Source organism: Rhizobium atlanticum, assembly GCF_030182485.1.
GTDB lineage: Bacteria > Pseudomonadota > Alphaproteobacteria > Rhizobiales > Rhizobiaceae > Rhizobium.
The window spans coordinates 142,607-169,258 of record NZ_JAQJCJ010000016.1 but is presented as its reverse complement, the minus strand read 5'-3'; the positions used below and the strand labels follow the sequence as shown (position 1 = coordinate 169,258).

General features: G+C 59.8%; 28 protein-coding genes and 2 pseudogenes. 21 read left to right on the top strand and 9 right to left on the bottom strand.

What is annotated here, in order from left to right; translation table 11 throughout:
* Both PH551_RS22900 and PH551_RS22895 read right to left on the bottom strand, forming a co-directional pair.
* The coding region (locus PH551_RS22900) for a helix-turn-helix domain-containing protein (protein WP_285195159.1) at positions 1–298 on the bottom strand (298 nt) is incomplete at its 3' end.
* A gap of 187 nt (positions 299–485) precedes the next feature.
* Positions 486–1,628 carry a helix-turn-helix domain-containing protein gene (locus tag PH551_RS22895; protein ID WP_285195158.1) on the bottom strand — a complete coding sequence of 381 codons (1,143 nt, stop codon included), beginning with the start codon at positions 1,626–1,628 and terminating at the stop codon, positions 486–488.
* Between the two features lie 599 nt (positions 1,629–2,227).
* Between PH551_RS22895 and PH551_RS22890 the strand changes: the two genes are divergently transcribed.
* The 3 genes from PH551_RS22890 (at position 2,228) to PH551_RS22880 (ending at position 6,042) form a co-directional block, all read left to right on the top strand.
* Complete coding sequence (locus PH551_RS22890) at positions 2,228–2,428, top strand: hypothetical protein (RefSeq protein ID WP_350223860.1); 201 nt, start codon at positions 2,228–2,230, stop codon at positions 2,426–2,428.
* A gap of 405 nt (positions 2,429–2,833) precedes the next feature.
* On the top strand, positions 2,834–4,066 hold the full coding sequence (locus tag PH551_RS22885; RefSeq protein WP_285195156.1) for an HlyD family secretion protein: 1,233 nt from the start codon (positions 2,834–2,836) through the stop codon (positions 4,064–4,066).
* Positions 4,048–6,042, top strand: coding sequence for a glycosyltransferase (locus tag PH551_RS22880; RefSeq protein ID WP_085781158.1), 1,995 nt, complete (start codon positions 4,048–4,050; stop codon positions 6,040–6,042). The genes PH551_RS22885 and PH551_RS22880 overlap by 19 nt, the downstream gene beginning before the upstream one ends.
* A gap of 75 nt (positions 6,043–6,117) precedes the next feature.
* On the opposite strand, the gene PH551_RS22875 is transcribed toward PH551_RS22880, so the two are convergent.
* Both PH551_RS22875 and PH551_RS22870 read right to left on the bottom strand, forming a co-directional pair.
* Positions 6,118–6,342: a hypothetical protein gene (locus PH551_RS22875; protein ID WP_064695708.1), complete on the bottom strand. Its 225-nt coding sequence runs from the start codon at positions 6,340–6,342 to the stop codon at positions 6,118–6,120.
* Between the two features lie 236 nt (positions 6,343–6,578).
* Positions 6,579–7,412 carry a pirin family protein gene (locus PH551_RS22870; RefSeq protein WP_285195163.1) on the bottom strand — a complete coding sequence of 278 codons (834 nt, stop codon included), beginning with the start codon at positions 7,410–7,412 and terminating at the stop codon, positions 6,579–6,581.
* A 115-nt stretch (positions 7,413–7,527) separates the two neighbouring features.
* On the opposite strand from PH551_RS22870, the gene PH551_RS22865 reads away from it, so the two are divergent.
* Both PH551_RS22865 and PH551_RS22860 read left to right on the top strand, forming a co-directional pair.
* A complete protein-coding gene (locus PH551_RS22865) occupies positions 7,528–8,013 on the top strand; it encodes a DMT family transporter (protein WP_285195155.1) in 486 nt (161 codons plus the stop codon).
* Complete coding sequence (locus PH551_RS22860; RefSeq protein ID WP_285195154.1) at positions 8,010–8,450, top strand: DMT family transporter; 441 nt, start codon at positions 8,010–8,012, stop codon at positions 8,448–8,450. The genes PH551_RS22865 and PH551_RS22860 overlap by 4 nt, the downstream gene beginning before the upstream one ends.
* A gap of 57 nt (positions 8,451–8,507) precedes the next feature.
* Here the strand turns inward: PH551_RS22860 and yghX are convergent, their stop codons facing one another.
* A complete protein-coding gene (gene yghX, locus PH551_RS22855; protein ID WP_085781162.1) occupies positions 8,508–9,395 on the bottom strand; it encodes a YghX family hydrolase in 888 nt (295 codons plus the stop codon).
* A gap of 303 nt (positions 9,396–9,698) precedes the next feature.
* Between yghX and PH551_RS22850 the strand changes: the two genes are divergently transcribed.
* The 6 genes and pseudogenes from PH551_RS22850 to PH551_RS22825 form a co-directional block, all read left to right on the top strand.
* Positions 9,699–10,856: a Gfo/Idh/MocA family protein gene (locus tag PH551_RS22850; protein ID WP_085781163.1), complete on the top strand. Its 1,158-nt coding sequence runs from the start codon at positions 9,699–9,701 to the stop codon at positions 10,854–10,856.
* Between the two features lie 13 nt (positions 10,857–10,869).
* Positions 10,870–11,754: a carbohydrate ABC transporter permease gene (locus tag PH551_RS22845; RefSeq protein WP_011428222.1), complete on the top strand. Its 885-nt coding sequence runs from the start codon at positions 10,870–10,872 to the stop codon at positions 11,752–11,754.
* Positions 11,751–12,608: a carbohydrate ABC transporter permease gene (locus PH551_RS22840; protein WP_085781164.1), complete on the top strand. Its 858-nt coding sequence runs from the start codon at positions 11,751–11,753 to the stop codon at positions 12,606–12,608. Before PH551_RS22845 ends, PH551_RS22840 begins: the two co-directional genes overlap by 4 nt.
* 73 nt (positions 12,609–12,681) lie before the next feature.
* Entirely contained in the window at positions 12,682–13,887 is a 1,206-nt protein-coding gene (locus PH551_RS22835) for an ABC transporter substrate-binding protein (protein ID WP_085781165.1), read from the top strand.
* A gap of 94 nt (positions 13,888–13,981) precedes the next feature.
* The gene (locus tag PH551_RS22830) at positions 13,982–15,115 is read left to right on the top strand and encodes an ABC transporter ATP-binding protein (protein ID WP_085781166.1); all 1,134 of its coding nucleotides are present in this window, start codon (positions 13,982–13,984) and stop codon (positions 15,113–15,115) included.
* A gap of 90 nt (positions 15,116–15,205) precedes the next feature.
* A pseudogene (locus PH551_RS22825) lies at positions 15,206–15,533 on the top strand (aminoglycoside phosphotransferase); the annotation flags it as partial.
* Positions 15,534–15,542: 9 nt separating this feature from the next.
* On the opposite strand, the gene PH551_RS22820 reads toward PH551_RS22825, so the two are convergent.
* Entirely contained in the window at positions 15,543–16,127 is a 585-nt protein-coding gene (locus tag PH551_RS22820; protein WP_085781167.1) for a helix-turn-helix domain-containing protein, read from the bottom strand.
* Between the two features lie 160 nt (positions 16,128–16,287).
* Here PH551_RS22820 and PH551_RS22815 point away from each other — a divergent pair, with 160 nt between their 5' ends.
* From PH551_RS22815 to PH551_RS22795, 5 genes and pseudogenes are all read left to right on the top strand, one after another.
* Complete coding sequence (locus PH551_RS22815; RefSeq protein ID WP_285195141.1) at positions 16,288–16,773, top strand: fasciclin domain-containing protein; 486 nt, start codon at positions 16,288–16,290, stop codon at positions 16,771–16,773.
* Between the two features lie 27 nt (positions 16,774–16,800).
* On the top strand, positions 16,801–17,025 hold the full coding sequence (locus PH551_RS22810) for a DUF378 domain-containing protein (protein WP_285195139.1): 225 nt from the start codon (positions 16,801–16,803) through the stop codon (positions 17,023–17,025).
* 60 nt (positions 17,026–17,085) lie between these two features.
* Positions 17,086–17,574 carry a TspO/MBR family protein gene (locus tag PH551_RS22805; RefSeq protein ID WP_285195162.1) on the top strand — a complete coding sequence of 163 codons (489 nt, stop codon included), beginning with the start codon at positions 17,086–17,088 and terminating at the stop codon, positions 17,572–17,574.
* A complete protein-coding gene (locus tag PH551_RS22800) occupies positions 17,571–18,080 on the top strand; it encodes a hypothetical protein (protein WP_285195137.1) in 510 nt (169 codons plus the stop codon). Before PH551_RS22805 ends, PH551_RS22800 begins: the two co-directional genes overlap by 4 nt.
* 13 nt (positions 18,081–18,093) lie before the next feature.
* A pseudogene (locus PH551_RS22795) lies at positions 18,094–18,213 on the top strand (ABC transporter ATP-binding protein); the annotation flags it as partial.
* Between the two features lie 558 nt (positions 18,214–18,771).
* Here PH551_RS22795 and PH551_RS22790 read toward each other — a convergent pair.
* Genes PH551_RS22790 through PH551_RS22780 form a run of 3 tightly spaced genes read right to left on the bottom strand, consistent with a single transcriptional unit; the run spans position 18,772 to position 21,860 of the window.
* On the bottom strand, positions 18,772–19,872 hold the full coding sequence (locus tag PH551_RS22790; RefSeq protein WP_285195135.1) for a D-TA family PLP-dependent enzyme: 1,101 nt from the start codon (positions 19,870–19,872) through the stop codon (positions 18,772–18,774).
* On the bottom strand, positions 19,873–21,348 hold the full coding sequence (locus tag PH551_RS22785; RefSeq protein ID WP_285195134.1) for a M81 family metallopeptidase: 1,476 nt from the start codon (positions 21,346–21,348) through the stop codon (positions 19,873–19,875).
* A 29-nt stretch (positions 21,349–21,377) separates the two neighbouring features.
* Positions 21,378–21,860, bottom strand: a complete 483-nt coding sequence (locus tag PH551_RS22780) for a hypothetical protein (RefSeq protein ID WP_285195132.1) — start codon at positions 21,858–21,860, stop codon at positions 21,378–21,380.
* A 111-nt stretch (positions 21,861–21,971) separates the two neighbouring features.
* Between PH551_RS22780 and PH551_RS22775 the strand changes: the two genes are divergently transcribed.
* The 5 genes from PH551_RS22775 to PH551_RS22755 all read left to right on the top strand — a co-directional run bounded on the left by PH551_RS22775 (position 21,972) and on the right by PH551_RS22755 (position 26,652).
* Positions 21,972–22,361 (top strand): RidA family protein, encoded by a 390-nt coding sequence (locus PH551_RS22775; protein ID WP_085781174.1) that lies wholly within the window; start codon positions 21,972–21,974, stop codon positions 22,359–22,361.
* Positions 22,362–22,384: 23 nt separating this feature from the next.
* Positions 22,385–23,248 (top strand): MurR/RpiR family transcriptional regulator, encoded by an 864-nt coding sequence (locus tag PH551_RS22770; RefSeq protein WP_085781175.1) that lies wholly within the window; start codon positions 22,385–22,387, stop codon positions 23,246–23,248.
* 25 nt (positions 23,249–23,273) lie between these two features.
* Complete coding sequence (locus PH551_RS22765; RefSeq protein ID WP_085781176.1) at positions 23,274–24,050, top strand: SDR family oxidoreductase; 777 nt, start codon at positions 23,274–23,276, stop codon at positions 24,048–24,050.
* A 100-nt stretch (positions 24,051–24,150) separates the two neighbouring features.
* Complete coding sequence (locus tag PH551_RS22760) at positions 24,151–25,374, top strand: MFS transporter (protein ID WP_285195130.1); 1,224 nt, start codon at positions 24,151–24,153, stop codon at positions 25,372–25,374.
* Between the two features lie 75 nt (positions 25,375–25,449).
* Positions 25,450–26,652, top strand: a complete 1,203-nt coding sequence (locus PH551_RS22755; protein ID WP_285195129.1) for an ROK family transcriptional regulator — start codon at positions 25,450–25,452, stop codon at positions 26,650–26,652.

Genomic DNA, 26,652 nt, shown 5'->3' with positions numbered 1-26,652 from the left:
GCTCGGCAAGCTTCTCGGCCGCCAGCGTCGGGCCGAAGTCCGCATAACGTTCACGAACCAGCGTCACCGCATAATCGCGAACACTATCGCTGATCCGGTTGTTCGACGGCCGGCCGATGGCTTTGTGACGGATCGACGCCGCACCGGTCGTTCTGATGCGATCCAACAGCCGCCGCACCTGGCGCTCGCTCAGGTCAAGCACATGCACCGCCGACGCCAACGTCATGCGTCCGTCGACAACCCTCGACAAAACCTCGATCCGCTGCAGGTCTCGCTCGCTCATCGCAATCAGTCCCATGCGCAATCTCCCACGTCATCAAACGCGGGCAGAGTGACATTCCAACTTTGCAGAAACAGGACACTTTAACTTTGCGGCTACAGGCGAATCTGGCGTAATCGATCTTATGGAACTTGAAAGCGTTGAGTAAAGGCCGCTGCGTAATTGCTTGAAAAGTAGCAGCAATGCGGCTTTTATTCCTTCCACATCAACGTGCGAGCGTCAGCCAGTCGCCGATCGTTGTCCCGACACGTCGCATGGAACGTGTTGCTGGGATGGCCGGGTGCTCGGTTGCTATGGTCTTTCGGACTTCACGCGGGCTGAGCCCGAATTCATGGCTGAACGCGCGCGTGAAATTGGCTGCAACGTCGAAGCCGGCGGCCTCGGCAATCTCCGAGATCGGTCTGTTGTCGGTCGGATTGGTAAGATCCGCATAGGCCTGCAGCAAGCGACGTTTGCGAATGTAAGTGAAGACGCCCCCGCTCGTTTCGAACAATCGGTAGAGCCGGGTCCGCGAGATCCCCAGCGCTCGGCACATGACCTCAGGCGTCAAGCTATCTGAATGAAGATTGAGGTGAATATAGCGATGCGCCCGCTCCATCAGCCCCATATTGGTCTGTTCCTGGCCGCGGTCCGAACTTGTGGAGGATGCAGCGCATGCAACGACCATATCGCCGATCGTCCGTATGATCCGCGGCACCTCCTCCACCGTCAAGCTGCTCAGGTTCTTTTCCAGGCCGTTAATATAGCTGACCAGCAATTCAGCCAGGCTACCGGAGAAGGCGGTGTTGTTGGCGCTCTGCAGAAGAGTCGCATCACCGGTCAACAGTTCATAGGGCAGGAAGACGAGCACAGCGACTGAATCGGTCATCCGCCCGCGGTACGGATAACCAAGAGACCTGAAAAATATCTCACCCGGGCCCGTTTCGGTTACATGCCGATCGGCTTCGGTCCAGGCCCGGCCGCTGCGCAGTATGCCGACGTTCCAGTGATCGATCGGGCTCGATCGCAGCATCGCCTGATCGCGAATATAGCTGCACGCCTGCGCGCGCTGCTGAACGATGAGGATATCGCCGAGGTGCCAACCGGTCTGTTCCGCGAGGAAACCATCACCCTCTGATTTTCCATCCGGCAGATGTACATCCATAAGGGGCGCCACATGTGATCGCCAAGCCTGGAACTGTTCTTTCTGTGGCAGTTCGTGCGTCGAAAATCGCAGGGGCACCAAGGCCGATGGAATGTCCACCCGATGTTCTTTCTGGGAAGAAGGTTCGCGCGGCCAGCGCCGCCGCTCCAGGTGCGCCGGCCATTCCCGTCCCGCAGCCGGGTCATCTCCAGACTCCGCAACCATCCAATTCCTCCAGCGCATTAGCCGATCCGGGCTGTTGAAACTGAAGCAAGCAACCGCCATCCGATAGCCGAAGTGGCTAAAGCTCTACGTGCATAAGCTACTTATCATATTCCTCTGCGAGCAGAAATGGACGGACCGATAATTTTCTGGATGCTGCGATAACGACAAGCGCATCCCGTTCATATATCTAAATAAGCAATGGTTAATTCCGAAGGAAGTTCGGAAATTCCAAATACTTAGCTGCCGGTGCGATAGCACCGACAACGCAAAACGACACTTGTTCAAAACAAAAACGCGCAAACATGGGAGGATAGGTCGTGAACTATCGGAGAAGTAGTTGTGCTCGCCTTGCGCAAGCAATGGCTTTCAACAAGAGTCAATCCAAGGGTGAGCCAGGAAAATTGTATCGCCAGTCGTTCAGACTGATACGAGGCGCTCCTGAGGCCGACATCGGCAAATAGTGGCGCGCGAGGGGTTGCGCCCAGCCGAGGCCATACATGTCGATGCGTAATGGCTCGAGGTCTGTACGCAACCCCTATCATATCCAACCACTGTCGAATTTCTTTGACGCTGCCCTTCATGTGGCAGAGGAGGCTAAGATGACTACCGCATGTGATGAGAACGTTATCCAATTGAAGCCAATTTCGACCTGCAGACGAGAAGTCGAAGTCGCAATGGTGGAAATGCTCGTCAGTTTGCAGAAACGTGGATGGTCGGCCGCGGAATTGGCATTGACGCTCGCCGATGCGTCGGAAGATCTCGTCATGCTGATCGCGACCAAAGAACTTCGGGCGCATTAGAGCCGTTCCGGGCAAGGTAAGAAGCGGTTTCCCCAGTAAAGCGCGAAGCGCTTTTGCCGGGAACTGCGTAGATAAAAAAAGTTGGAGCGGTTCTGCGCTTTCGTGAAAAGCCAAACCGCTCCGCTATTTCTGTCTCAACGAGATGGCGGCCTCTCCAGTCATCCCCTGTCCCTACGTTCTACCCATTACCCCCCTCTTCAGTCGCCGCGCCGGGCTTGACCACAGGCCAGCGCCACGCCTGCGTCGGTGGCATTTCGTTCAGAGCCGAACTGTTTCTGTCGCAGGTTTACGACCATCACTTGTCTATAAATTTCGATGCGCTAAAGTATGCAAGAATGAGTTGCATCCGTCCGTGTCAGCGCGAGAGCGACGAATGGCTGCAGAGCGATACCTTCGGATGCCAACATGATCTGGAACCATCGCATCACACGCATCGTCGTCGGCCTGTTGCTGCTGGCACTGGTGACCGTCGTCTCATTGCCGACGATTACCGGCTTTACCAGCCTTGATGGCACGGTCAATGCCCGGTTTGCTGTCGTTAATGCCCCAATCGACGGCACGATTGCGGAAGAACCCCTCAAGGTCGGCAGCCCGGTCAAAGCGGGACAATCCCTCGCAGAAATCAGAAATACACGCGTCAATCGCGCAATTCTCGCTTCGCTCGAGGCAGATCGGAACACGGCGCTCGACCGCGTCGCCGCACTTAAAAAGGAACGGGAGGAGCTCTCCGCCCTTCGCGAGGAATTGTCTGCAAGATTGGAAGTCTACAGGCAGACCACTATTGCCAATCTCGAACGCGAAGTCGAAATCCTGCGGAAAAAGGTCGAAGTGTCGCAGGCCCAGGATCTTGTCGCGCAGGTCGACCTGAACCGCCGGATGGAGCTCGAGTCAAAAGGTATTCTTACGCAGAAGCTGGTCGAAGTCGCGCGAGCCGCCGGAGCTGCGACCGGCGGTGAGGTCGAAATCAGCAATCTGACTGTCGATCAACTGGAACAAAGGCTCAATGCGGTCCGCCAGGGTATCTTTGTTTTCGGTGACGGGCAGAATGACGTGCCTTATTCGCGGCAGCGCGAGGACGAGGTTGTCGTTCGCATCAACGACTTGAATTCGCGCATAGCGGAGAATGAGACACGAGCGACAGAAGTTCAAAAACAGCTCGTCAAAGAGGCAAACCGCGTTAGCAGCCTTGAATCCGCAACGGCAATAGCGCCTTTCGATGGCGTTGTTTGGACCAGAAGTATCGTCAACGGTTCCAACGTCGTGCTGAACGACGAGCTGATGCGCCTTCTCGACTGTCGGGAGCTGTTTGTGGATATTCTTGTTCCCGAGGTCAACTATGACGAAATCTATCCCGGACTTGTCGCTCAGGTGCGCTTGTTCGGCCGCAGCGATGTCTTCAATGGTACGGTCATCTCCGTCAGAGGCAGTTCGGCTTCGGTTGAGGCCGATTCCTTTGCCGCCAGCTTGCCGCCGTCGACACAGCGCAATGCCCGCATTCGGGTTCGCCTCGATCCATCCTTCATGAATGATGACTTTGCGAACTCCTGCCAGGTGGGGCGCACAGTCCAGGTACGGTTTTCCAAGCACGGCATCGACCTGTCCAACTGGGTAAAAAGCCTGTGGTTCAGTATCTTGTAGCGCTGGTTCCGACCTTTCTCGTTTCGGCCTTCTTTTTCCTCGGGCCGTTCAATTGGTCGCGGCATCACACCTGGACACGAGCGGTGACCTGCGCGTTTGTCGCAGCATTCGCATTGCGATACATGTTCTGGCGCTTGACCGAGACGGTGCTTCCCTATCCCAGCGACGGTGCGAGTTTCTACTGGGTGTGGATCCTCTTCTTCGTCGAGATTCTGGCGTGCGTCGAAGTTATCCTTTTTCTTGTATTGATGAGCCGCTATGTCGACCGGAGCGCGGAAGCGGACAGGCTGGGTCGTGTTTTCTTCGCGCGCGATAAGCGTGAGCTGCCTACTGTCGACGTTTTCATTCCGACCTATAACGAGCCGCTCGACGTGCTCGAGCGAACCATCATCGGCGCCCGCGCGCTGGATTATCCTGCCGACAAATTGACGGTTTATGTGCTTGACGATCAACGCCGGGATTGGCTGAAGGCCTATTGCGAGGAGAAGAACGTCATCCACGTCACGCGCGGCGACAACGCGCACGCCAAAGCCGGCAATATGAACAATGGGCTGAAGGTCAGCTCGGGCGAATTCATTGCGATCTTCGACGCCGATTTTGTTCCCTATCGACATTTCCTTCGCCGGACGCTGCCGTTCTTTTCCGATGAAAGCATCGGCATCGTCCAGACACCCCAACATTTCTTCAATGTCGATCCGGTCCAATCGAACTTGGGCCTGGAGAATATCTGGCCGGACGAGCAGCGCTTGTTTTTCGACGAGATCGCGCCCAGCCGAGACGCCTGGGACGTCAGTTTCTGCTGCGGGTCATGCTCGATTGCCCGCCGCAAGGCCGTCGACGCAATAGGCGGTTTTCCGACGGAGTCGATCACAGAAGACCTGCTGACCACTCTTTCGATGCTCAACAAAGGCTACAAGACCCGCTACCTGAACGAGCGGCTGTCGATGGGACTGGCCGCCGAGAACCTGACCGGTTATTTTGTCCAGCGCGAACGCTGGTGTCAGGGGGGTATTCAAACCCTTTACCTGTATAATGGCCCGCTGCGCGGCCCGGGATTGACGCTCTTTCAACGGATCATGTTCCTGCCGGCGTCATGGCTGGTGCAGTATCTGGTCCGCTTCACGATATTGCTCGTCCCCATCGTCTATCTCTGGTTTGGCCTGGTCCCGCTCTATTTCACTGATATAGCCGCGTATGTGTCTCATCAGGTGCCGCTGCTGGCGGCTTATTTTCTGCTCATGCTGTGGATCACGCCGACGCGCTATCTGCCTGTGGTTTCCAGCGCCGTCGGGACCTTTGCGACATTCCGCATGCTGCCGACCGTGGTCTCCAGCCTGGTGAGACCATTCGGCAAGCCTTTCAGGGTGACGCCAAAGGGCAGTGGCAACGAGGCGAACCAGTTCGACCGCTACAGCTTCGCCTGGATCGCAAGCATGATCACGATCACCGTGGTTGGCCTGCTGGTCAACGTCGTACCGGAAACATCGCATGTACAAGGCCAGTTTTCGCCGGTCGCGGCCTGGTGGTCAGGGATCAATATCGTCGTCCTGCTCATCGCGTCACTTATCTGCTTTGAGAAACCTCGGCGCCTGTTCCATGCGTTCAAGCTCGATGAACCCGCTATCGTCGACGATGTCCCCGGTCAAGTCGTCAGTCTGGCACTGGACAAGGCGGTCGTTGCAGTCCCCACCATGGCCCGGTTGCAGTCCAAGTCGGTGATGCTGAAACTCTCCGGCTTCGCCCCGATCAAAGCCGAGCTCGGTCAGGTCACTCAACGGCGAAGAAGCGTAAGTCGCGGCGGCGACAAGCAAGCCTATTACCTGCACCTTTATTTCGAACTCAGCGGCTCTGCCCGCGACAGCATGATTGTAAAACTCTACACCGGCCGATATTCGCGGGACATTCGCGACATCGACAAGGTTGCCGTCTCTCTCAATCTGCTGTTGCGCTCATTCGGGCGGACGCGCACGTTATAGCCCGGCTCGGGAGCGAAGTTGTCGCGTCTTCGACGAAGTTGTCCCGCAATGGCCGGAGTCGTCACTCTTCGCCAACTACTGGCCAGATCGTTCGTCGAGGATGGACAGCGCGTCCTGCAGTCTGAGCGCCGCCAGCGCTTCCGTTGCCTCGTCCGGAGACCATCCTGCTTCGAGCGCCGCAGAGAGAACCAGCGATTCCGTTTGCAGTTCGAGCTTCTCATACAGCGGCTCGATGGCTTCGCGTGCGGTGACGACGTGCTGATCGGGCGGAGTGATGGGCGTCGCAGCAACCGTAGGCATAATGCTCCTCCTTTTAAACGCTAAGGTTCGAAACCCAATTGCAGGCATGCTTGTTCCGTTCACATGGCATTTTTAGCCGCATCACGGCTGACGGAAACTGTTCCGAAACTCTGGACGATCGCAACATCGCCCGTCCTCGGCATCTCTGGGTGCGCAGCGAAATATCTTCGCTGGATGTGAACGAACGGACAGGCTACCGCACAATTGCCGAAAGCGGAAGCGACTTGCGGTAATCACTATTGCCGCAGAAGCGCGCCTAGTGAAGACCGTCGCCACCTCTGCCGAAATTTCCTCCATTTCAGAAGCGCCCTGATGACAAGGGCCGACGGTATGTCCTTATGGTCGCCAACGGTCCCCTGCTTGGCGACCGGTGCGTTTGCATAGATGAGAAACGCGATCAGCGTGGCTGGATCCTTGGCTTCAAGGTCGAGCCAGTCATCTGACAGATGCAGTCCTTGCTGGCCTTCCATGAAGGTTTGACCATCAACGGTGATTGAGCCACGGAAGATATAGAAGTAGAGATCCCAGCCCTGCTTCCGCGGGAATTCCGCCCGCGCGCCTGCTTCCAACCGGATGTCGAAGATGTCGACGGCGCTACGGACATAAAACGGCGTGCCTTCCCCTTCCGGGCCGACCAGGTGTCGCCAGACATTCGCCGCGACCATAGGGATCGCGCCGTATTGAATTTTCGGCACCAGATCGGCCGCACGCGGACGAATGACGATCTGTAGCATTCGCAGCGGCGGATCGGTCACCATCGTCTCCTCCGAGTGCCAGAAGCCTTTCCCGGCATTCATCACCATCAGATGATGGCGGTCGATCAGCAGCCAGCCTGTGGCCCGATCCTGGTGACGCATCACGCCGTCAGGCACCCAGGAGACGATCTCGTCGTTTCTGTGCTCGTGCATCGCGATCAGCCGGCCAGGGACCAGGATGGATTCGACGATCATAGCGAGAGGGCCGTGGCCATGGTCCGTCGGCTTCGGCTTCAACCATCCCGGCATATTGATGTGCGCGACAAAACCGCCAGCATCCCGCACCAGAAATGTCCGTTCGCCTTTGAGCAGCATCGCGTCCTCCATGCCTGTCAGGCTATGACGACACGTCTTGCTGAGGATGCCGATGATGGCCTTAGTGGCAATTTGAAAAACATCCGCCGCAATCGATTCGCTGACGGGATCTCCAATGACCATCGAAGCCGCACGAAATCCGCATCCGATCTACTTTGCTGGCGCTTTCGCCACGGGTGGGCTCCTGACTTTCATGGTGCACCTCAATGGCGAGCTGGCACGCTACGGAAATCCGCTGTTTTCTTCCTGGACCGCTCACGGCACAGGCATCATCGCCGCGGTCATTCTTCTCCTGCTCATCCGCGGGCGACGCAGGCCAAAGCCGGAACAGAGCTTGCGCGCGCCTCTATGGGCTTATTTCGGCGGTATCTCCGGCGCGGCAACGGTCATGCTGACCTCGACCGCGGTCAACTCACCGCTCGGGCTCTCCGGCACCCTGGCTCTTGGCCTGGCAGGCCAGGTCGTCTTCAGCGTCGCGGCGGACAGTTGGGGACTGTTCGGAATGCGCAAGCGGCATCCCGATGCACGAGACATCACTGCGCTCGGCCTCGTCGTTGCGGGGGCGGCGCTCATCATATTGTTCGGGCGAGGTGCGGCGTGACGCTCTTCATTCTGCTTGCTTGCCTCGGCGGCGTGCTCGTCGGCCTCAGCCGTCAGCTCAATGGGCGGTTGAGCATCTCGACGACGCCGCTGATCGCATCCTCTTGGAATCACGCCGTCGGATTTGCCGTCCTAACCTGCCTCGGGCTCTTCGTCCGGGGCCTGCTTCCCGCGGGCGCCGCCGAGGCGCCGTGGTATGCCTATCTGGGCGGTCCGATCGGCGTTGTCTTCGTGGCGGCCGGCAGTTGGGCGATTGCGCGGATCGGCGCCGTCAATTCGGCTCTGCTGATCATCGGCGGGCAGATGGTAACGGGGGTGGCATTTGATTATGTCAGCGGGGTCCCGGGATCATTCTGGGCGAACGCCGGGGGGATTGTTCTCATCGTCGGCGGAATGATGCTCAGTCGGGGACGGCGCAAGGTCGACCGTTCGCAATAGCGGGACACGAGGCCATGCGGCGGGGATGGCTCCCCGCAGCCTCACGCCACTGCATTTTCAGGCAAGGTATTTCGTAAACCAGTCGATCGTTCGCTGCCAGGCGAGCTTGGCTGCCGCCTCGTCGTAGCGAGGCGTGGTGTCATTGTGAAAGCCGTGATTGACGTCGGGGTAGATATAGGCCTCATAGGTTTTTCCCGCCGCTTTCAGCGCGGCTTCGTAGGCCGGCCAGCCTTCGTTGATCCCCTTGTCCAGCCCGGCATAGTGGAGAAGCAATGGCGCCTTGATCTTCGGCACGTCCTCGGCGCGCGGCTGCCGGCCATAGAAGGGCACGGCTGCGGCCAGCTCGGGATAGGCGACCGCCGCAGCGTTGGCGACGCCGCCGCCGTAGCAGAAGCCTGTTATGCCGACCTTTCCGGTGGTGAGATCACCCTTCATCAGGAATTCGACCGCCGCGAAAAAGTCGTTCATCAGCTTTTCCGGATCGACTTTCTGCTGGAGCTCCCGCCCCTTCTCGTCATCGCCGGGATAACCGCCGACCGACGTCAGCCCATCCGGGGCCAGGGCGATGAAGCCGGCCTTTGCCACGCGCCGCGCCACATCCTCGATATAGGGGTTCAGGCCTCTATTCTCGTGAACGACGACCACGCCCGCAACCTTGCCGTCGGCCTTTGCGGGCCGCACGAGATAGCCGCGGACGTCGCCGTTTCCTTTTGGAGAGGGATAGGTGATGTATTCGGCCGATATATCGGGATCGGTGGACTCGACCTGGGTCGCCAGCGCATAATTGGGGCTGAGCGACGCAAGAATGGCGGCTGCCGTCACTCCACCCACCGCAAACTTGGCGGCCCGGTCGAGAAACTCGCGCTTGGTGATTTTTCCATGCGCATAATAATCGTAAAGTTCGAGCAGTTCCTGCGGAAAGTCCTTGGCTGTCATGCGGGTCATGATGGCTCCTCCTTCGGGTATCGCCCATCCTACACACCCGGGCTAGCTACTCTTTTCAACATTTCGCGATTTTTGCGTGAGCTTGCCGGGTTCGCAACAATGACGTCAGCATTCCTGCTTTGAAGATGGCTCTTCCACCGGTTGCCTCCGCATTTTGGCGGTGGCAGCGCTTTAACGATCCTCGCCCGCGAATTATGAAAATCAATTTCATACTCGCGTCTTGCGCCCCGTTTTCTATTGACGCCCTTTGTTTTTTGTCCCAACTTAAAGAAAATAAATTACTTAATCGGGAACTTGATCGGCATGAAAGTGGGCATCATCGGGCTCGGATTCCGGCTCGGCTATCTCGGCTACGTCTTCAAAGCGATCGATAGCAGTTTCGATATCGTCGGCTACGTCGACCCCGATCCTGCCGGCCTTCCCGGTTTGACGGAAAAGGGCATTTCCGCCGGCAAGGCCTACGGCTCGCCGGAGGAGCTCCTCGCCTCCGAAAAGCTTGATCTGCTGATGATCGGCTCGCCCAATCACATGCATCTCGACCATATCAAACTCGGGCTGCAAGCCGGTCTCAAGGTCTTCTGCGAAAAGCCGATCGTCACGACCATCGCAGAAAGCATCGAGCTTGCCCATCTGATGGCGAAGTTCGGCCATGAGCGGCTGATGGTCGGTCTGGTGCTGCGTTACTCCCCTCTCTACAAGGATCTGCGCGCCATCCAGGCCGAGGGCAAACTCGGTCAGATCGTGTCGATCGAGGCCTCCGAACATATCGAGCCCTATCACGGCGCCTTCTTCATGCGCGACTGGCGCCGCTACGAGCGCTATTCCGGCAGCTTTATGCTGGAGAAATGCTGCCACGACCTCGACCTCTACAATGGTGTCGTCGGCGCGCGGCCGGAGCGCGTCGCCAGTTTCGGCGGCCGCAAGAGCTTCATTCCGGCCAACGACCCGGCGCGCGAAGGCATCAACGATCTCGAGCTTTTCCACCGCAAGCCGAGCGGCTGGATGGGATCGGACAAGGTTTTCGACAGCGACGCCGATATCATCGACTATCAGGTGGCGATCGTCGAATATGCCAATGGCGTCGGCATGAACTTCCATACCAATCTGAACGTACCCGACCAGTTCCGCCGCTTCGCCATCATGGGCTCGCGCGGCATGGCCGAGGGCGATTTCGTTCGCGGCTATCTCAACGTGCACGAACAGCTGACCGGCAACAAGGTGGTCGCAAACGCTTATGCTGCAACCGAACTGTCCCAGCATTACGGCGCCGACGAACAGATGGCGAGCGACCTGCTGGAAAGCGTGCGCACCGGGCTCGAACTTCCCGTCTCCACGCTGAATGCGCTCGAAGCCGGCATTCTGGCCCTTGCCATGGACGAAGCGAGAATGAAGAAATCAGTCGTCGACCTGCGTCCCGTCTGGGACCGCTTCGACGAGGCCCTTCACGCCAGAGCGGCTTGAGGAAGGCGGCAAGATGAGTGTTCAAAGAAGCGCCTTCATCTTCGCCTGGATCCTCCTTCTTCCGGCCGTTCTCTATGTTCTCGCCATCGTCGCCTATCCCCTCGTCGATACGTTCATTCTCTCCTTCACCGATGCGTCGCTGAAGAAGACCACCAATTGGGTCGGCTGGATCAACTACGAGAAGATCTTCAACGCCACATTCGCGGAGGTCATCCTCCGCACCTTCGTCTGGACCTTCTTCTCCGTCGCCTTGAAAATGGTGATCGGCACCTTCGGCGCTTGCATGCTGAATGCCGCCGTTCCCGGCCGCTCCCTGTTCCGGCTTTTAACCATGCCGCCATGGATCGTGCCGATGGCGATCGGCATCTTCATGTGGGGCTGGATGTATAATGGCCAGTTCGGGATGATCTCGGGTCTGTTGCAGCGCTTCGGCCTCGTCGACGGCCCGGTCGCCTTCCTCGCCTATGGAAGCACCGCCTTCTGGGCGACCATCGTCACCGACGTGTGGATCGGCGTGCCGCTGGTGACGATCTATTTCCTGGCGGCGATCCAGTCGATCCCGAAGGATCTCTACGAAGCCGCCTGGACCGACGGCGCCGGCCGCTGGTACCGTTTCCGCCGCATCACCCTGCCGCTGATGGTGCCCGCCATCATCACCATGTCGATGCTGTCGCTGATCGCCACCTTCAACTCGTTCGACATCATCTGGATCCTGACGCAGGGCGGCCCGAGCGGCGAGACGACGACGATGATCATCGACACCTATCAGACCGCGATCGGTTCGAAGAAATACGGTGAAGGTGCGGCGCGCGCCGTGCTGATCTGCATCTTCCTGTCGCTCTTCTGCTTCGCCTATTTCCGTGTCACCCGCCGCCTCAATCCGGAGAAGCGCGCATGAGCAGCCCGGCCATGATCGACCGCTACCGCTGGTGGGAAATCGTCCTGATCTATTGCGGAATCGCGGTGTTCCTGTTCTTCGTGCTGGCGCCCTTCGTCGAGGGCTTTTTGGTGTCGCTGAAGCCGCTCGCCCAGCTTTTCTCCTCGCCCTACCGCTTCTGGCCTGAGAACGGCTCCTTCGAGGCCTACCGGACGATGTGGATCAGCGTGCCGGGCTTCGGGCGCTATATCTTCAACTCCTTCTTCATCTCGATCATCGTCACGCTGATCGTGCTCTGCCTCGTCATTCCGGCCGCTTACGCCTTCGCCAAGTTCGAATTCAAGGGCATGGGCATCCTGCTCGGCGCCTTCCTGACGGTGAACATGTTCTCCGGCGCCGTGCTGCTCATCCCGCTCTTCCGGCTGATGCGCAGCATGGGCGTGCTCAACACCTATCTCGCCATGATCGTGCCGGGCGTCGCCTTCCTGATCCCCTCGGCGATCTGGCTGCTGCGCACTTATATGATCCGTATTCCCCAGGAGCTCAACGAAGCCGCCTTCATGGATGGCGCCAGCCATTTCTACACGCTTCGCCGCGTCATCCTGCCCATCGCGATGCCGGGCATTATCGTCGTCGCCATTACCACCTTCATCGGCGCTTACGCCCAGCAATTCATCTTCGCGCTGACGTTCAACTCGAAGACCGAATACATGCCCTTGCCGGTGGGGCTCTTTGCTTACTTCGGCAAGCAGGAGGTCATCTGGAACGAACTGATGGCGGCTTCCTTCGTCGGCATTGCGCCGGCGATGGTCGTCATCTTCTTCCTTCAGCGTTACCTCGTCGGCGGTCTGACCGCCGGTGCGGTGAAACAATAAGAGCAATAATCAGTGAACAGCTAACAACCACATTGGGAGTCACAACGTGAGCATAGCAATCAAGACAGGCCTTATGGCGCTCGCCCTGCTCGGTTCGACGGCATTGACCGCGGTCACTGCCCATGCGGCCGACAAGGAAATCAGCTGGATCTATTGCGGCGACACGATCGATCCGGTCCACACCAAATACATCAAGCAGTGGGAAGAAAAGAACGCGGGCTGGAAGGTCACGCCTGAGGTCGTCGGCTGGGCGCAGTGCCAGGACAAGGCAACGACGCTTGCCGCTGCCGGCACCCCTGTTGCGATGGCCTATGTCGGCTCGCGCACGCTGAAGGAATTCGCCCAGAACGATCTCATCGTTCCGGTGCCGATGACCGACGACGAAAAGAAGGCTTACTATCCGCACATCGTCGACACGGTGACCTTCGAGGGCAATCAGTGGGGCGTTCCGATCGCCTTCTCCACCAAGGCGCTCTACTGGAACAAGGATCTCTTCAAGCAGGCCGGCCTCGATCCCGAGAAGCCGCCGAAGACCTGGGCCGAAGAAATCGAGATGGCCAAGACCATCAAGGAAAAGACCGGCATTCCGGGCTTCGGTCTTTCCGCCAAGACCTTCGACAACACCATGCACCAGTTCATGCATTGGGTTTACACCAATAACGGTGCGGTGACCGATGCCGAAGGCAAGATCACGCTCGACAGCCCGCAGATCCTCGCTGCGCTGAAGGCCTACAAGGATATCGTGCCCTACTCCGAGGAAGGCCCGACGGCCTATGAGCAGAACGAAGTCCGCGCCATCTTCCTCGACGGCAAGGTTGCGATGATCCAGGCAGGATCGGGCGCCGCCTCCCGCCTGAAGGAAACCAAGATCAACTGGGGCATCACGACGCTGCCGCTCGGTCCCGACGCCAAGGGCCCCGGCACGCTGCTGATCACCGACAGCCTGGCGATCTTCAAGGGCTCCGGCGTCGAGGACAAGGCGACTGAATTCGCCAAGTTCATCACCTCGCCGGATGTTCAGTCGGAATACGAACTGCAGGGCGGCGCCGGCCTCACGCCGCTGCGGCCCTCCGCAAAGGTCGATGAGTTCGTCGCCAAGGATCCCTATTGGAAGCCGCTCATCGAGGGCATCAGCTATGGTGGTCCCGAGCCGCTGTTCACCGATTATAAGGGCTTCCAGAACTCGATGATCGAGATGATCCAGTCCGTCGTGACGGGCAAGGCCGAACCGGAGGCCGCGCTCAAGAAGGCGGCTGGCGAAATCGAAGCCTTCAAATAAGCTTGCTTCAACGCCTTGGGATCGCGGAGGCGACAATCCGCGATCCCTCTCCTTATGATGATATGCGACGAAGGCCGCCGGCGGAGACAGATTTTTGGGACAGCTTCTTCTCAACAAAGTCCAGAAGTTCTATGGCGACTACGAGGTTCTGAAGGGCGTGCAGCTCGAAGTGAGGAATGGCGAGTTCGTCGTCTTCGTCGGCCCGTCCGGCTGCGGCAAGTCCACGCTCCTGCGCATGATCGCCGGCCTCGACGCGACGACCGCGGGCGACATCGTCATCGACGGCGTCAGGGTCAACGACCTGCCGCCGGTCAAGCGCGGCATCGCCATGGTGTTCCAGTCCTACGCGCTCTACCCGCATATGTCGGTCTTCGAGAACATCGCCTTCCCGCTTCGCGTCGAAAAGATGGAAGAGTCAAAACTCAAGGCCAAGGTCGAGAATGCCGCGCGCATCCTGCATCTCGATCAGCGGCTGCAGCAGAAACCCGGCATGTTGTCCGGCGGCCAGCGCCAGCGCGTCGCGATCGGCCGCGCCATCGTGCGCGAACCGAAGATATTCCTGTTCGACGAGCCGCTCTCCAACCTCGACGCGGCGCTGCGCGCAGACATGCGCATCGAGCTTGCCAAGCTGCACCGGGCGTTGAAGGCGACGATGATCTATGTAACGCACGACCAGGTCGAAGCCATGACCATGGCCGACCGCATCGTCGTCCTCGACGCCGGCAACATTTCCCAGACGGGCGCGCCGCTGGAGCTCTATCACAAACCCGCCAACCAGTTCGTCGCCGGCTTCATCGGCAATCCCAAAATGAATTTCCTGCCGGTGACCTGCAAAAGCGTCAGCGCCGCTGGCGTCGAAGTCGATTATCAAGGCCAGACCGCCGTTCTGCCGGTGACCCCGCGCGATGGCATGGCCGGCAAGACGCTGACGCTCGGCATCCGGCCGGAGCACATCCAGCTGAACGGCGGCGATATCGTCTTCACCGTGACCCCGACGGTCATCGAACGCCTCGGCGCCAATACGGTCGCTTATGCCTCACTTAACGGCGAGGCCGAAAATTTCTGCGCCATGCTCCCCGGCAGCGTCGGCATCCGCCCCGACGCACCTGTGACAACGGGCATCAATGCCGTTGACTGCCACCTCTTCGACGAAGCGGGCATTGCATTCGAGCGTCGCGTGGAACTGACCGAAATCGATACGAACGTGATCAACCCGACGGCGGCTTGAGCCGACGGGCTTGGTTCGTTCCACCAGGAGTCCCGTCGGGGGCGAGATGACACCCTCTTCCGTCAATCATCGCCGCCAAGAGTATCGCCAATGGGATGGGAAGCGCTCGGACAATGGGGTGAAGACGCGGTCCGCATCAACGGCTGACGGGCGGAGTTGCCAATGACGTGTGGAGCGTTCGCATCCACGGGCAGGTCGCGGTCGGTCGTCTCCTCTACAGAACCGACGCCGGTCTCGCATGGGAAACCGAGCTCATCCCAGTAAAAGGCATGCACGTTTCAGCGCTGATCCCGACGACCGAGGGCCGGCTGTTCGCGAACGGTCGGGTGGTGATGAAATACATGGAGCCGCCCGAGACAGAGTCCGACTGGTGTCGTGTGGCCGACACGCTCCGCGAATGCATTGGTTGACACAGGGCAGCGGCCGCCTAGGGAGAAATCACAACAAGAGCCGTCGAGATTCCCTCGCCTTCCCGGCGGTAACTGTGCGGAACGCTTGAGTCAAAATACATAGCGTCGCCCGCATCCAGCGCTGTCTCCTTGCCGTCCACAATGACGACAAGCCGACCGTTGAGCACGTAGATGAATTCGGCGCTGCCATGTTGATGCGGCTCCGAGGGCGGCGAATCGAGCGGGAACTCGGCGTAATAGGCCTCCATGCGGCGGTCGGGAGCGGGATAATCGAGGCTTTCGAAGAGGAAGGCTGGGTTCTTTTCGCCCGGCGGGCTGGGAAGTTTGAGACGCTCGTGCTTTCGGACGACCGCGATGAGCGGCTCCTCCTTGTCGGATTTGAAGAAGTGATCGAGGCCGACCCCGAAAACCATGGCGATCCGAAGCAGCGTGGGCAGCGTCGGAAACATCTGCCCGCGCTCGATCTTCGAAAGCATCGCAGGCGAGAGCCCTGTATGCCCCGCCAACTGCACCAGCCCCAGCTTCTTTCTCAGTCGCAGTGTCTTGATACGCGGGCCGATCGCGTAGCGCTGAAGCTCATTGGACAGCGTGTCGGAGAGCACTCGTAAACTCCTTTTCGTTTCGGGAAACTATCACAACGACAATTTTCTGTACAAGAAAATTCTGTTTCCACTCACGAAAATTTGAGTGGTAATAAAATCAATGTTCTCCAAATGAAAGGTTCGAGGTGCATGGCGCACCTGTCATCGAGAGGAGACTGACATGAAGTTGAGAAGCCTTTTAGTCGCTGCAGCAATCACGCTCGGCAGCAGTTTCAGCGGGGTCGCCGCTGAGAAGGATGTCGTCGACACTGCGGTGGAGGCGGGTAAATTCAAGACGCTGACGACCGCGCTCGAAGCGGCGGGCCTGGTCGCCACTCTCAAGGAAACGGGTCCGTTCACGGTCTTCGCTCCGACCGATGAAGCCTTCGCCAAGTTGCCGGCCGGTACCGTCGAAAACCTTCTGAAGCCGCAAAACAAGCAAAAGCTCATCGCGATCCTCACCTACCATGTGGTCGCGGGCAAGCTCATGGCTAAGGACGTGGCGGGTATCGATGAGGCGAAGTCGGTCAACGGCAAAATGATCGACGTCAACGTCGAGGGCTCCACCGTCAAGGTCAACGACGCCGCCGTCACTGCCGCCGACATTGCTGCCTCCAATGGTGTCATCCATGTCATCGACAAAGTGATCGTGCCGCCGGAAGGCTGACCCCCATCGCTCGACTGGAGAAGAACCATGAAGTTTATCAACATACTAACGCTCATCCTCGTCATCGTAGGCGGGCTGAACTGGGGGTTGGTCGGGCTATTCGGCTTTGACCTTGTGGCCGCCATATTCGGTGCCGGCTCGGGGCTCTCCCGGATCGTTTACGTCCTGGTGGGGCTGTCAGCTGGGTGGCAGGTCATCCCGCTGTCTTCTGCAATGGGTTCCGGCGAGTTCGCTGCTCGCCATAACCAATAGGGCCTTTGGAGGGACCCGCTTGCCGCGTCGGCGGCTCCCTCCACCTTTTATTAGATGGACATGCATTCCGTTCTTGTGCTGGTCGCCTTTCAGGCCGCGAGCTTTGCTGCGGCGGCCACCGGCGTGATTTTTCGGCCAGGCGACTGGTACAAGCAGCTCGACAAGCCAGGATGGCGCCCGCCCGATTGGCTGTTCGCCCCGGTCTGGACGGTACTCTATGCCTCGATCGGACTGTCGGGCTGGCTCCTGTGGCTGGAGGCAGGCATTGGCGGCGCAGCGTTCCCGCTCAGTGTCTATGCAGTCCAGCTTCTGCTCAATGCTACGTGGTCGCCGATCTTTTTTGCACTTCACCGAACCGGGCTGGCCGCGGTGGAGATCATGCTGCTTTGGGCTGCGATCCTGGCGACGATCATCCTGTTTTATCCCGCGAATTCGGCTGCTGCCCTGCTCCTCGTTCCTTACCTCACGTGGGTGAGTTTCGCGGCGGCACTCAACGTGTCCATCTGGCGGCGTAACCGCCCCAAACCGCTGTCGGAGGGCGCCCGATGAAACCCCGGTGGATCGTCGTGAATGATCGGATGCAGCAAGGCTACCGATACGCTCTCGCTGCACCAAGTGGCCGCAACTTTCATCCCAACTTCCGGCCAGAGCTGACCCCCGCCGAGATGCTTGCGCTCGGCGTGTTCGGCGGCAAATACCTGACCGATTGTCGTGACGAATTCCCGGAAAGCTGGTTTGCAGAGGCCCGTCTGTCGCCGCTGCGAAAGGATCCGACACTGAATTGCTTCGGTGTCGACGCCAGCCAACCCCTTAGCGTTTGGCGAGCCAAGGGATGGATATATCCCGACGATCCGCGTGGCTGGTTCCAGTGGTACTGCCGCTATTATCAAGGTCGCCGCATGCCCAGCGAGGATGAGCGACAGATCGCCCGCTGGAAAGCCATTCGCCGCCATGTCGCTCAGCTTCGCCGAGCCTGCGAGCCTGGAGATTGCTGGTGCCGGCCGCGCCAGCGCCAGGCTCTACTGCATTGGGCATATGACAGCCGTTCGATCTAATTCCCGCTGCTTCGCCGATGTGCGTATCGAGCTTGCCAAGCTGTGCAGGGCGTTGAAGGAAACGATGATCTATGTAACGCACGACCAGGTCGAGGCCATGACGATGGCAGACCACATCGTCGTGCTCGACGCCGAAAGTACATGAAGAAGGCAGTCGACATCTTCTACGACGCGGCGGTCGATACGTATGATCGAGATGAGTATGGTTCATTCAGGAGCGCGCTTCGGTCAACAAAGTTCCTTCAAAAAATGGACGGGAAAATCAGGTCGTTAAAATCAACGCCAAGTCGTCTCCCGATCTGGTCGCCGTAGGCAAGTCTATCAAGGTCTGAACCGGATAGGCACGCTCGGGAGTGTCTGCTGCCGCGGACCAATGGCACGGGTCCGGGCGACCTATATATGGGCAAAGGAGGTTACTGGTCTGATCCTGTCTAGTTAAGCCATTATTTCAGCAAACGCGGAACGACCTGCAGCTTTGACAATCGATTGTGTAACAGTCGCTGGTTCGCTGTCGACCCAAGTCGAGAATCGCGCTTAGAGCCTATGTTCGCAATTGATGCGACGAAGTCATCCTCCGCGCGCACGCTTGCAACAACCAGCGACTGCTGTCTTGCTGATACGCAGATTGCGAGCACCCCATCAATAGCCCAGGCCCGCTGCGTTCAGGGCCATTTCTCCGCGAAACCGGCTCCTACCAGACAAGCCCGCGAGCCGCGACCTCTTCGACGCGGGTGACGACGCCGCCGCGGTGGAAGACCATCATGTCGAACAGGTTGGAGACCACACAGGTGTGGTTCGGGATGATGAAGAGTTTCTCGCCGATCTGCGGCCGGGGGCCGGTGCAGTTCGAAAGATCGATCACGCCGTGTTCTTCCGACAGGCTGGTGATGCGCGCCTGGGGATAGCCGACGATCAGGCCGTAGTCGCTGAAGCCCTGGAGATCCGAGGTCAGCGCCTTTGAGCCGGAATCGATGACGGCGCGGTCGGCGGTGGGGCGGGAGACGACAGTCGCCAGCACATGCATGGCGCAATCGTCTTCGGTGCAATGGCCCATGCGCACCATCTGGCGGTCGTTATAGATATAGGTGCCGGCGCGGTGTTCCGTGGCCGACTTGACGAGATGCGCCTCGAACAGGCTCGGCGTTCCGCCATTGCTGACGATCGGGCAGCTTATGCCTTCCGATTGCAGGCGGTTTACCGCCTCAGTGATGAAGGCTTCCACGGCGGCGGCCGATTGCGGCTTCGGATAAGTGACGATGCCGCCGAAGGTGAGGCCGTCGGCGGCGGCGATGCGCTTGGCGAGCGAGGCCGCCCCCTCGGGCGTCTGAACGCCGCAGCGGCCGGCGCCGGTGTCGCATTCGACAAGCACCGTCAGCGGCTTGTGGCCGGAAAAATGTGCGGCAAGCCCATCGACCGTCACTTCGCTGTCGGCAACGACTTTCAGGGCTGGAATTTTCTCGTTCAGCCTGGCGAGGCGCTCAAGCTTCTGCTGGCCGAGGATGTTGAAGGTGATGAGGATGTCGCCGAAGCCGGCTGCGGCAAAGACCTCGGCTTCCGTGACCTTCTGGCAGTTGATGCCTTTGGCACCGGCGGCGACCTGTGCGACGGCGAGTGCCGGAATCTTGTGCGTCTTGATATGCGGGCGGAAGTTCAGCCCATGCTGATCCATATAGGATTGAACGCGGGCGATGTTTGCAGCCAGCCGGTCTTCGTCGATGACAGGACGCGGCGTCGAGAGATCGGCGATCCGGTCACCGGCCTTGGCAACGACGGCAAACCGATTGTCATGCATTCAGGCGGCTCCGCGTTCTGTCCCGTGTGGATCGGCCACGATCGGCCAGATGGTCTTCGGCGCCCGCCGGTATGGTGTCGTCGCCGGATTATTGGGATAAGGCGTTCCGGCGGAGCAGTAAAGGATTTCCGCCGCAATCTTCGAGAATGACGCGAAGAAGTGGTTGGTGGATTTGATCACCAGCATCTTCTGCTCCGCGGGATCGATGCCCATCACCGAAAACAGGCTTGGATCGAAGCTCTGGGAGCGGGTCGAATTGAGAATGATGTCGATGCCGTTGAGGACGATATGGGCGGCGTCACCGAAGGGCACCAGGCTCTCACCAAACTGCATCTCGGCATTCCTCACCAGCTTGACGACCCTGACGGTGCCGTCGACGGGATTGCCGGTGCCGGGGGCTGACTTGGCGCCGAAGCGCAGCGGAATCTCCGCCCCCTCGCCCGCCGCAAAACAAATCTGCACGGCCACCGGATCCCAGATGGTACCGATGGCGGCGCTCGTGACGCCGCGGGCCATGAGCTCCGCGAGAATGACAGTCGCATCTCCTGCCGTGCCACCGCCCGGATTGTCCCAGACGTCGGCGATGACGACGGGCCATGTGGTCGCGGCCATTGCGCGCGCGACGGCCTGCCTCTCGTCGATCTGCGGGACCATGAAGGTGCCGCGCTTGGAAAAGAGTTCAAGGCCGAGTTCGCGCGCCAGCGCCGCGCCCTTTTCCGGCTTGTTGTCGGTCACGACAAGCAGCTTCGTTCCCATTTCGGGGACGTCGCCGACCATGAAACCGTGGATCACCGAGATCGAGAGAATCTCGGGGTCGTCCTTTTCGATCTGCAAGATCTTGTCGACGAAGGAGCGCATGGGTTCGCGCGAGGTTGGGAAGACATCGATCATGCGGCAGTCGAACACCGACATGACTGGCTTGATCCGGCCTTCGAGCGTTTCCACAGCGATGCGCCAGAGATCTTCGGCGCGGTCGACGAAGTCCGTATGCGGAAATTCCTTGAAATAGACGGCGAAATCAAGCGCTGCGACGCGTTTTGCGGTCAAATGGCTGTGCGGATCGAGTTCGGCTGAGATGAGCACGTCAGGCCCGACGATTTCGCGCATGCGCTGGAGAAGATCGCCTTCCGTATCCTCATATCCGGACGCCACCATGGCGCCGTGCAGGCCCATGACGACGGCATCAACAGGCATTGCCGCCCTGAGCTGCCCGAGGATTTCGTCGCGCAGTTCCTCATAGGTGGCCCGGTTGACGAGGCCGGCGGGGTCGGCCCAGGTGGCGGTTCCCTCGATCAGCTCCCATCCCTTCTCTTTGGCGACGCGCCTGCCGACGGTGATCGGCGCGGTGCAGAGCGTCGGCGTTTCGGGATGCTGGCCGGGCGGGGCATAGAGTGAGGCTTCGAAGGCGCGGCGATCCACGCAGATCGGGGAGAAGGTGTTGGTCTCGGTCGCCAGTGCTGCCGTGAAAATGCGCAAGAAAGTGGCCTTCTTCTATCGGCTCCGCTTCAACCCATCGGGTTCGGCAGGTAGCCGGTGAAACCTGAGATCTTCCAGCGTCCTTGGTGAAGCCGGCAGTAATAAAGCGTCTGCCATTGCAGGACATCGCGGGTGCCGTCCGCCTTGGTAATGCCTCCGTCGAATTTCTTGCGAACCAGCGCCGTGTCGCCTTCGATCTCGATATCTTTGAGCGTCGTCGTGGTGAAGATCGCTGTGCGCGCATCTTCAGCGAAGCTCTGTTTGGCGAAATCCTCCGCCTGCCTCAGCCACTCGTCGCGGTAGGCTTTGAGCGTCGGGAAAGCGAGCCGCCATTTGTCGGGGTTTGTCTCCTTGCGGCCATCGATGCCGATGAAGCCATCTTCCACGAAGTCATGCTCCACCATCGACCAATCGGCGGCCAGAAAGGCATCGATATCGCGGGGAACGAGCATCTCCCAGATCGCGTGGCGGGCGCTATCGGATGGGAAAGGATTCTGGAATGGATCGCGCATGGCTGCCCCGGATTGAAATTCTTTTCATAAAAGGCGTTTTTCACTGGTCAAATTCTGCTTTCTATGGTCACTTGTCAACTTATCAAGAAAATAATTTGCAAGGACGTGAGAATGCCTATCAAGCGCTATGGCACTGTTCAAACCGGCGCCGGCGGCAAGGCGCTGCCCTTCGCGCGCGCCGTCGAAGCTGACGGATGGCTCTATGTTTCCGGCCAGGTTGCGATGGAAGATGGCGAGATCATCGACGGCAACATCATCGCCCAGACCCATAAGACGATCGCCAATGTTCTTGAGATCCTGGAGGAAGCCGGTTACGGCGTCGAGCATGTCGTGCGCGTCGGCGTCTGGCTCGACGATCCGCGCGACTTCTGGACCTTCAACAAGATCTATCAGGAGTATTTCGGCGAGCATCCGCCGGCGCGTGCCTGTGTGCAATCGTCGATGATGGTCGATTGCAAGGTTGAGATCGACTGCGTGGCCTATAAGAAGAAGGGTGATTAGCGGATACCATCGGGGGAGCGGGTTTGGATATCTTTTCGACATTGCAGGAAGACAAGGGCCGGCTCTCTCCCTCCGAAAGCCGCATCGCCGAGATCATCGTCAACGACTTCGAATTCGCCGTAAACGCCTCGATCATCGAGCTCGCGGAGCGGGCCGAGGTGTCGCCGCCGACCGTCACGCGCTTTTGCCGGCGGCTGGGCTGCGAGAGCTTTTCCGATTTCAAGGTGCAGCTTGCCCGCACCGCTCATATCGGCGTGCGCTATCTGAAGCCGGAATCGAAAAGCACCGATCCGGCCGATGTCGCCCAGGATATCATCACCAAGGCCCAGAACGCCCTCTTTCTCCTGCATCGGTCGCTCGATCTTGCCGCTATCGAAGCCGCCGTTTCCCATATCGCCAAGGCGGACATGATCTACGCCTTCGGCTCGGGCGGCAATTCGTCGATGATCGCCGATGAGCTGCAGAACCGCCTCTTCCGTCTCGGCCTTCGCATCACGGCGAGTTCCGACCACAGCATGCAGCTGATGATGGCGGCCGCGGCGAAACCTGGCGACGTGCTGATCGGCTCGTCCTTCTCGGGGCGCAATATGGAGCTGGTGCGGGCCTTCGAGCTTGCCCGCGACACCAAGGTGAAAACGATCGCTTTGACCCAGACGGAAAGCCCGGTTGCCAAGGCCGCCGAAATCGTCGTACCGATCGATCTTCCCGAAGGCAACAATATCTACCGCCCGACCTCGACGCGCATCGCCTACATCGCGATGGTCGATATCCTGTCGAGCCTCATCGCCTACGCCATTCAGCCGAAGGCGACGGTGACGCTGCGGCGCATCAAGCAGCAGCTCGTCCTTCACCGCGACGGCGACGACCGGCAATTGCTTGGAGATTGAAGCATATGAACGGGAGCGACAATCAATGACCCAATCGATCGCCGTCGTGACCGGCGCTGCAGGCGATATCGGCGCGGCGATTGCCGCGAGGCTCGCCGATGACCATGATGTCGTACTGCTTGCCGATATCGATGCGGCTGCCGCTGCCGCCGCGGCTTCGAAACTCGGACCGGAGGAGCGTTTCGTCGCCGTCGGATGTGACGTGACCAGCGAGGCGAGCATTGCCGGATTGGCGGAACGTGCTGCCGGCAGCGGCGTCGTGCGAACCCTCGTCAACAATGCCGGGGCCGCCCGCGCCACCAGCCTGCACGATACAACGCCAGAGATCTGGCGGGCCGATAATGCGCTCAATCTCGAAGCGGCGTTTTTATGCTTCCGCGCCTTCGAGCCGATGTTGAAGGCCTCGAAGGGCTCCGTCGTCAACATCGCCTCGGTCAACGGCATGAACGTTTTCGGGCATCCGGCCTATAGCGCCGCCAAGGCGGGCCTCTTGCATTTCACCCGGCTGGTCGCCGTGGAATACGGCAAGTTCGGCATTCGCTCCAATGCCGTCGCACCCGGCACGGTGAAGACGCAGGCCTGGGAAGCGCGCGCGAGGGCCAATCCAAACGTGTTCGAGGAGGCGCGCCGCTGGTATCCGCTGCAGCGCGTCGTCGATCCGAAGGATGTTGCCAATGCCGTGGCCTTCCTTGCCGGGCCGCTCGCCGCAGCGATCACGGGCATCTGCCTGCCGGTGGATTGCGGCCTTACGGCCGGCCAGGCCGAGCTGGCGAGAACCTTTTCCCAATCCGAACATTACTGACTGTCAGGGCTTCGTTTTTTAGAGACGCGATGCATGACATGACCTTCGGGACTGCCCGCCGCGGCTGCGCCTGCCGATTTCCCTGACGATTGATGATTTCATGAGCCGCCTCTTTCCCGACGTCTTCCGCAATCCGGCGATCCGCGCCAGCATGATCGCCATTTTCACCTTCGGCATGGCGGGAGCGATGACCGCGCCCTATCGTTCGATCGTCGGCATCCGCGAATTGGGCTTAAGCGACGGTCTCTATTCCTTCCTGGCCTTTGCTTCGGCGGCGGTGAATGTGATCATCAGCGTTCTGCTCGGCAATCTCGCCGACCGGCTCGGCGAATACCGTTCAGCGATGATCGGCGCCTGCATCTTCGGCATTGCCGGCTACGGCATGGTCTATGCCTTTCCAAGCGTGCCCGTCTTCGTCATCAGCGCGCTGCTGCCGCTCCCGATCTATGGGGCGCTGAATTCACTGCTGTTTGCCAATGCGCGCGCGGCGATGCAGGGCATGAGCCGGGACGACATGGTGACGGCCAACTCAGGCGTGCGCGCCATGATCTCGCTCTCCTGGGTGCTGATCCCCGGCATGACGGGCCTTCTGCTTTCGGGCGCATCGAGCATGCTGCCAGCCTACCTCTTTGCCGCCATCTCCTGTCTCTTATGCCAGGGCATCATCCTCTTCGCCCTGCCGAAGCGAGCGGCAACGGAGATCGCCACCGTTGCCCATCTTTCCTATCTCGGCGCCCTGCGGCAGGTGGTTTCGCCTGGGATTTCGGCGCATATCATCGGGGTGGCGCTGATCACCAGCACGCTGCATCTCAACGACGCCCTGCTGCCGTTGATCGCCACCGGCGCAGCTCATGGCGCACTTAGCGATGTCGGCATTCTGGTCGGGATCGTCGCCTTGCTCGAGATCGTCTTTATCATCGTCTGGTCGCGGATTGCGCGGGAAGCGGGTCAGATGACCGCGCTTGCCGCCGGCACCATCATCTATGCCGTCTTCCTTGGCCTTCTCGGTTTTGCCTCCGCGCCGTGGCATCTCTACGCGCTCACCTTGCTCGCTGGCATCGGCGCGGCGGCGATCATCAGTATCCCGATCACCTATCTGCAGGATCTCATCGCCGACCGGCCGGGGCTCGGGAGCGCACTGATCTCCGTCAACGTTTTTGCCAGCGCGGGCATCGGGGCGCTGGTCTTTGCCGCCGGCACTTATGTGACCGGTTATTCCGGGACCGCCATGCTGAGCGCCGTCACCGGATTGTCGGGGATCACGATCCTCGCCCTGCTGCAGAGACGAAATGCCGTTGCGCCTGCCGACGCCGAGCTTCGATAATCAGTTCAAAGAATGTGCCTTTCATCGCCATCCGTCTTGTGACAAGGGTGGTGCTTCACTTGCTTCGAAAGCGACATGAAGGCGATCTCCGGCACCAATCTCGAGCAGGCCAAGTCTCACAACCGGCGCGTGGTGATCGAGGCTGTGCGCACCCACGGTCCGCTGTCGCGGGCCGCCATCGCCCGGATGACGGCGCTGACGCCTCAAACCGTCTCGAACATCGTCGAGGAACTGGAGAGCTCGCACCTTCTCGTTGCGGCCGAGGCGCAGAAGCTGGCGCGAGGCCAGCCGATCATTCCCTACACCATCAATCCGCACGGCGCCTATTCGATCGGTCTGGAGCTTGGCCGCCGGCGCGCAAGCGGTGTTCTGACGGACCTCTCGGGCGCCGTCTGCGCCCGCATCGAGCACCTGGTCGAACAGCCCGATCCGCAAAGGGCCATGCCGGCGCTGCAAACAATCGTCGAGGATCTTCAAGAGGCTTTTGCATTCGACAGGAACAGGCTGCTTGGTATCGGCATCGCCCTGCCCGGCCGCTACGCCGATGGCGGCACCACATCTCTCAGCCCGCACAGCCTGCCGGGCTGGCAGGATTTTCCGGTCGGGCATGCACTGGAACAACGGGTCGGAGTGCCGGTTCTGGTCGAGAACGACGCGACGGCGGCGGCGATCGGCGAGCGCCTTCACGGTGTTGCCCGGGGGCTCGGCAGTTTCGTCTATCTGTTTCTGGCCGGCGGCGGCGGTATCGGCGCCGGAATGTTTCTCGACGGCCACCTCTACAAGGGCAGCCGCAACAATGCCGGCGAGATCGGCCATATTATCGTCGAGCCGCATGGCAGGCTCTGCAGCTGCGGCAAGCGCGGCTGCCTCGATCGCTACATCTCGCCCTCAGTCGCTTACGAATTCATGGGCATTGCCAATGCCGGCGAGCTTTCCCCCGACAATCTCGACGCGCTGATCGCCGAAGGCGGCGAAGGCGTTGATGCCTGGCTCGATCAGGCCATTGAGCCCCTGCGGCAGACACTAGATTTTCTGGAACTCGCCTTCGATCCGCAGACCATCGTGCTCGGCGGCAGCGTATCGACATCGCTGATGCGGCGGCTTGCCGAGCGGCTCGAGCCGCTGCACGATCCGATCGATCCCGACCGAAAGCGGACGATACCCCGGGTTATGATCGGCATGACCGGCAAGGATACGGCGATCCTCGGCGCTGCCGCCCTGTCAATTTTTTCGGAAACCAATCCGCGCTTCGACGTCCTGCAAAAGCCGGTCGGCTAA

Bases quoted from the DNA above. Each gene is read 5' to 3' on its own strand.
- PH551_RS22865 (WP_285195155.1), top strand. From the start codon at position 7,528: ATGACCATCGAAGCCGCACGAAATCCGCATCCGATCTACTTTGCTGGC.
- yghX (WP_085781162.1), bottom strand. From the start codon at position 9,395: ATGACCCGCATGACAGCCAAGGACTTTCCGCAGGAACTGCTCGAACTT.
- PH551_RS22765 (WP_085781176.1), top strand. From the start codon at position 23,274: ATGACCCAATCGATCGCCGTCGTGACCGGCGCTGCAGGCGATATCGGC.
- PH551_RS22755 (WP_285195129.1), top strand. From the start codon at position 25,450: ATGAAGGCGATCTCCGGCACCAATCTCGAGCAGGCCAAGTCTCACAAC.
- PH551_RS22810 (WP_285195139.1), top strand. From the start codon at position 16,801: ATGAAGTTTATCAACATACTAACGCTCATCCTCGTCATCGTAGGCGGG.
- PH551_RS22815 (WP_285195141.1), top strand. From the start codon at position 16,288: ATGAAGTTGAGAAGCCTTTTAGTCGCTGCAGCAATCACGCTCGGCAGC.
- PH551_RS22775 (WP_085781174.1), top strand. From the start codon at position 21,972: ATGCCTATCAAGCGCTATGGCACTGTTCAAACCGGCGCCGGCGGCAAG.
- PH551_RS22845 (WP_011428222.1), top strand. From the start codon at position 10,870: ATGAGTGTTCAAAGAAGCGCCTTCATCTTCGCCTGGATCCTCCTTCTT.
- PH551_RS22840 (WP_085781164.1), top strand. From the start codon at position 11,751: ATGAGCAGCCCGGCCATGATCGACCGCTACCGCTGGTGGGAAATCGTC.
- PH551_RS22875 (WP_064695708.1), bottom strand. From the start codon at position 6,342: ATGCCTACGGTTGCTGCGACGCCCATCACTCCGCCCGATCAGCACGTC.
- PH551_RS22805 (WP_285195162.1), top strand. From the start codon at position 17,086: ATGCATTCCGTTCTTGTGCTGGTCGCCTTTCAGGCCGCGAGCTTTGCT.
- PH551_RS22790 (WP_285195135.1), bottom strand. From the start codon at position 19,872: ATGCATGACAATCGGTTTGCCGTCGTTGCCAAGGCCGGTGACCGGATC.
- PH551_RS22800 (WP_285195137.1), top strand. From the start codon at position 17,571: ATGAAACCCCGGTGGATCGTCGTGAATGATCGGATGCAGCAAGGCTAC.
- PH551_RS22835 (WP_085781165.1), top strand. From the start codon at position 12,682: ATGGCGCTCGCCCTGCTCGGTTCGACGGCATTGACCGCGGTCACTGCC.
- PH551_RS22895 (WP_285195158.1), bottom strand. From the start codon at position 1,628: ATGGTTGCGGAGTCTGGAGATGACCCGGCTGCGGGACGGGAATGGCCG.
- PH551_RS22760 (WP_285195130.1), top strand. From the start codon at position 24,151: ATGAGCCGCCTCTTTCCCGACGTCTTCCGCAATCCGGCGATCCGCGCC.
- PH551_RS22870 (WP_285195163.1), bottom strand. From the start codon at position 7,412: ATGCTGCTCAAAGGCGAACGGACATTTCTGGTGCGGGATGCTGGCGGT.
- PH551_RS22890 (WP_350223860.1), top strand. From the start codon at position 2,228: ATGACTACCGCATGTGATGAGAACGTTATCCAATTGAAGCCAATTTCG.
- PH551_RS22780 (WP_285195132.1), bottom strand. From the start codon at position 21,860: ATGCGCGATCCATTCCAGAATCCTTTCCCATCCGATAGCGCCCGCCAC.
- PH551_RS22850 (WP_085781163.1), top strand. From the start codon at position 9,699: ATGAAAGTGGGCATCATCGGGCTCGGATTCCGGCTCGGCTATCTCGGC.
- PH551_RS22885 (WP_285195156.1), top strand. From the start codon at position 2,834: ATGATCTGGAACCATCGCATCACACGCATCGTCGTCGGCCTGTTGCTG.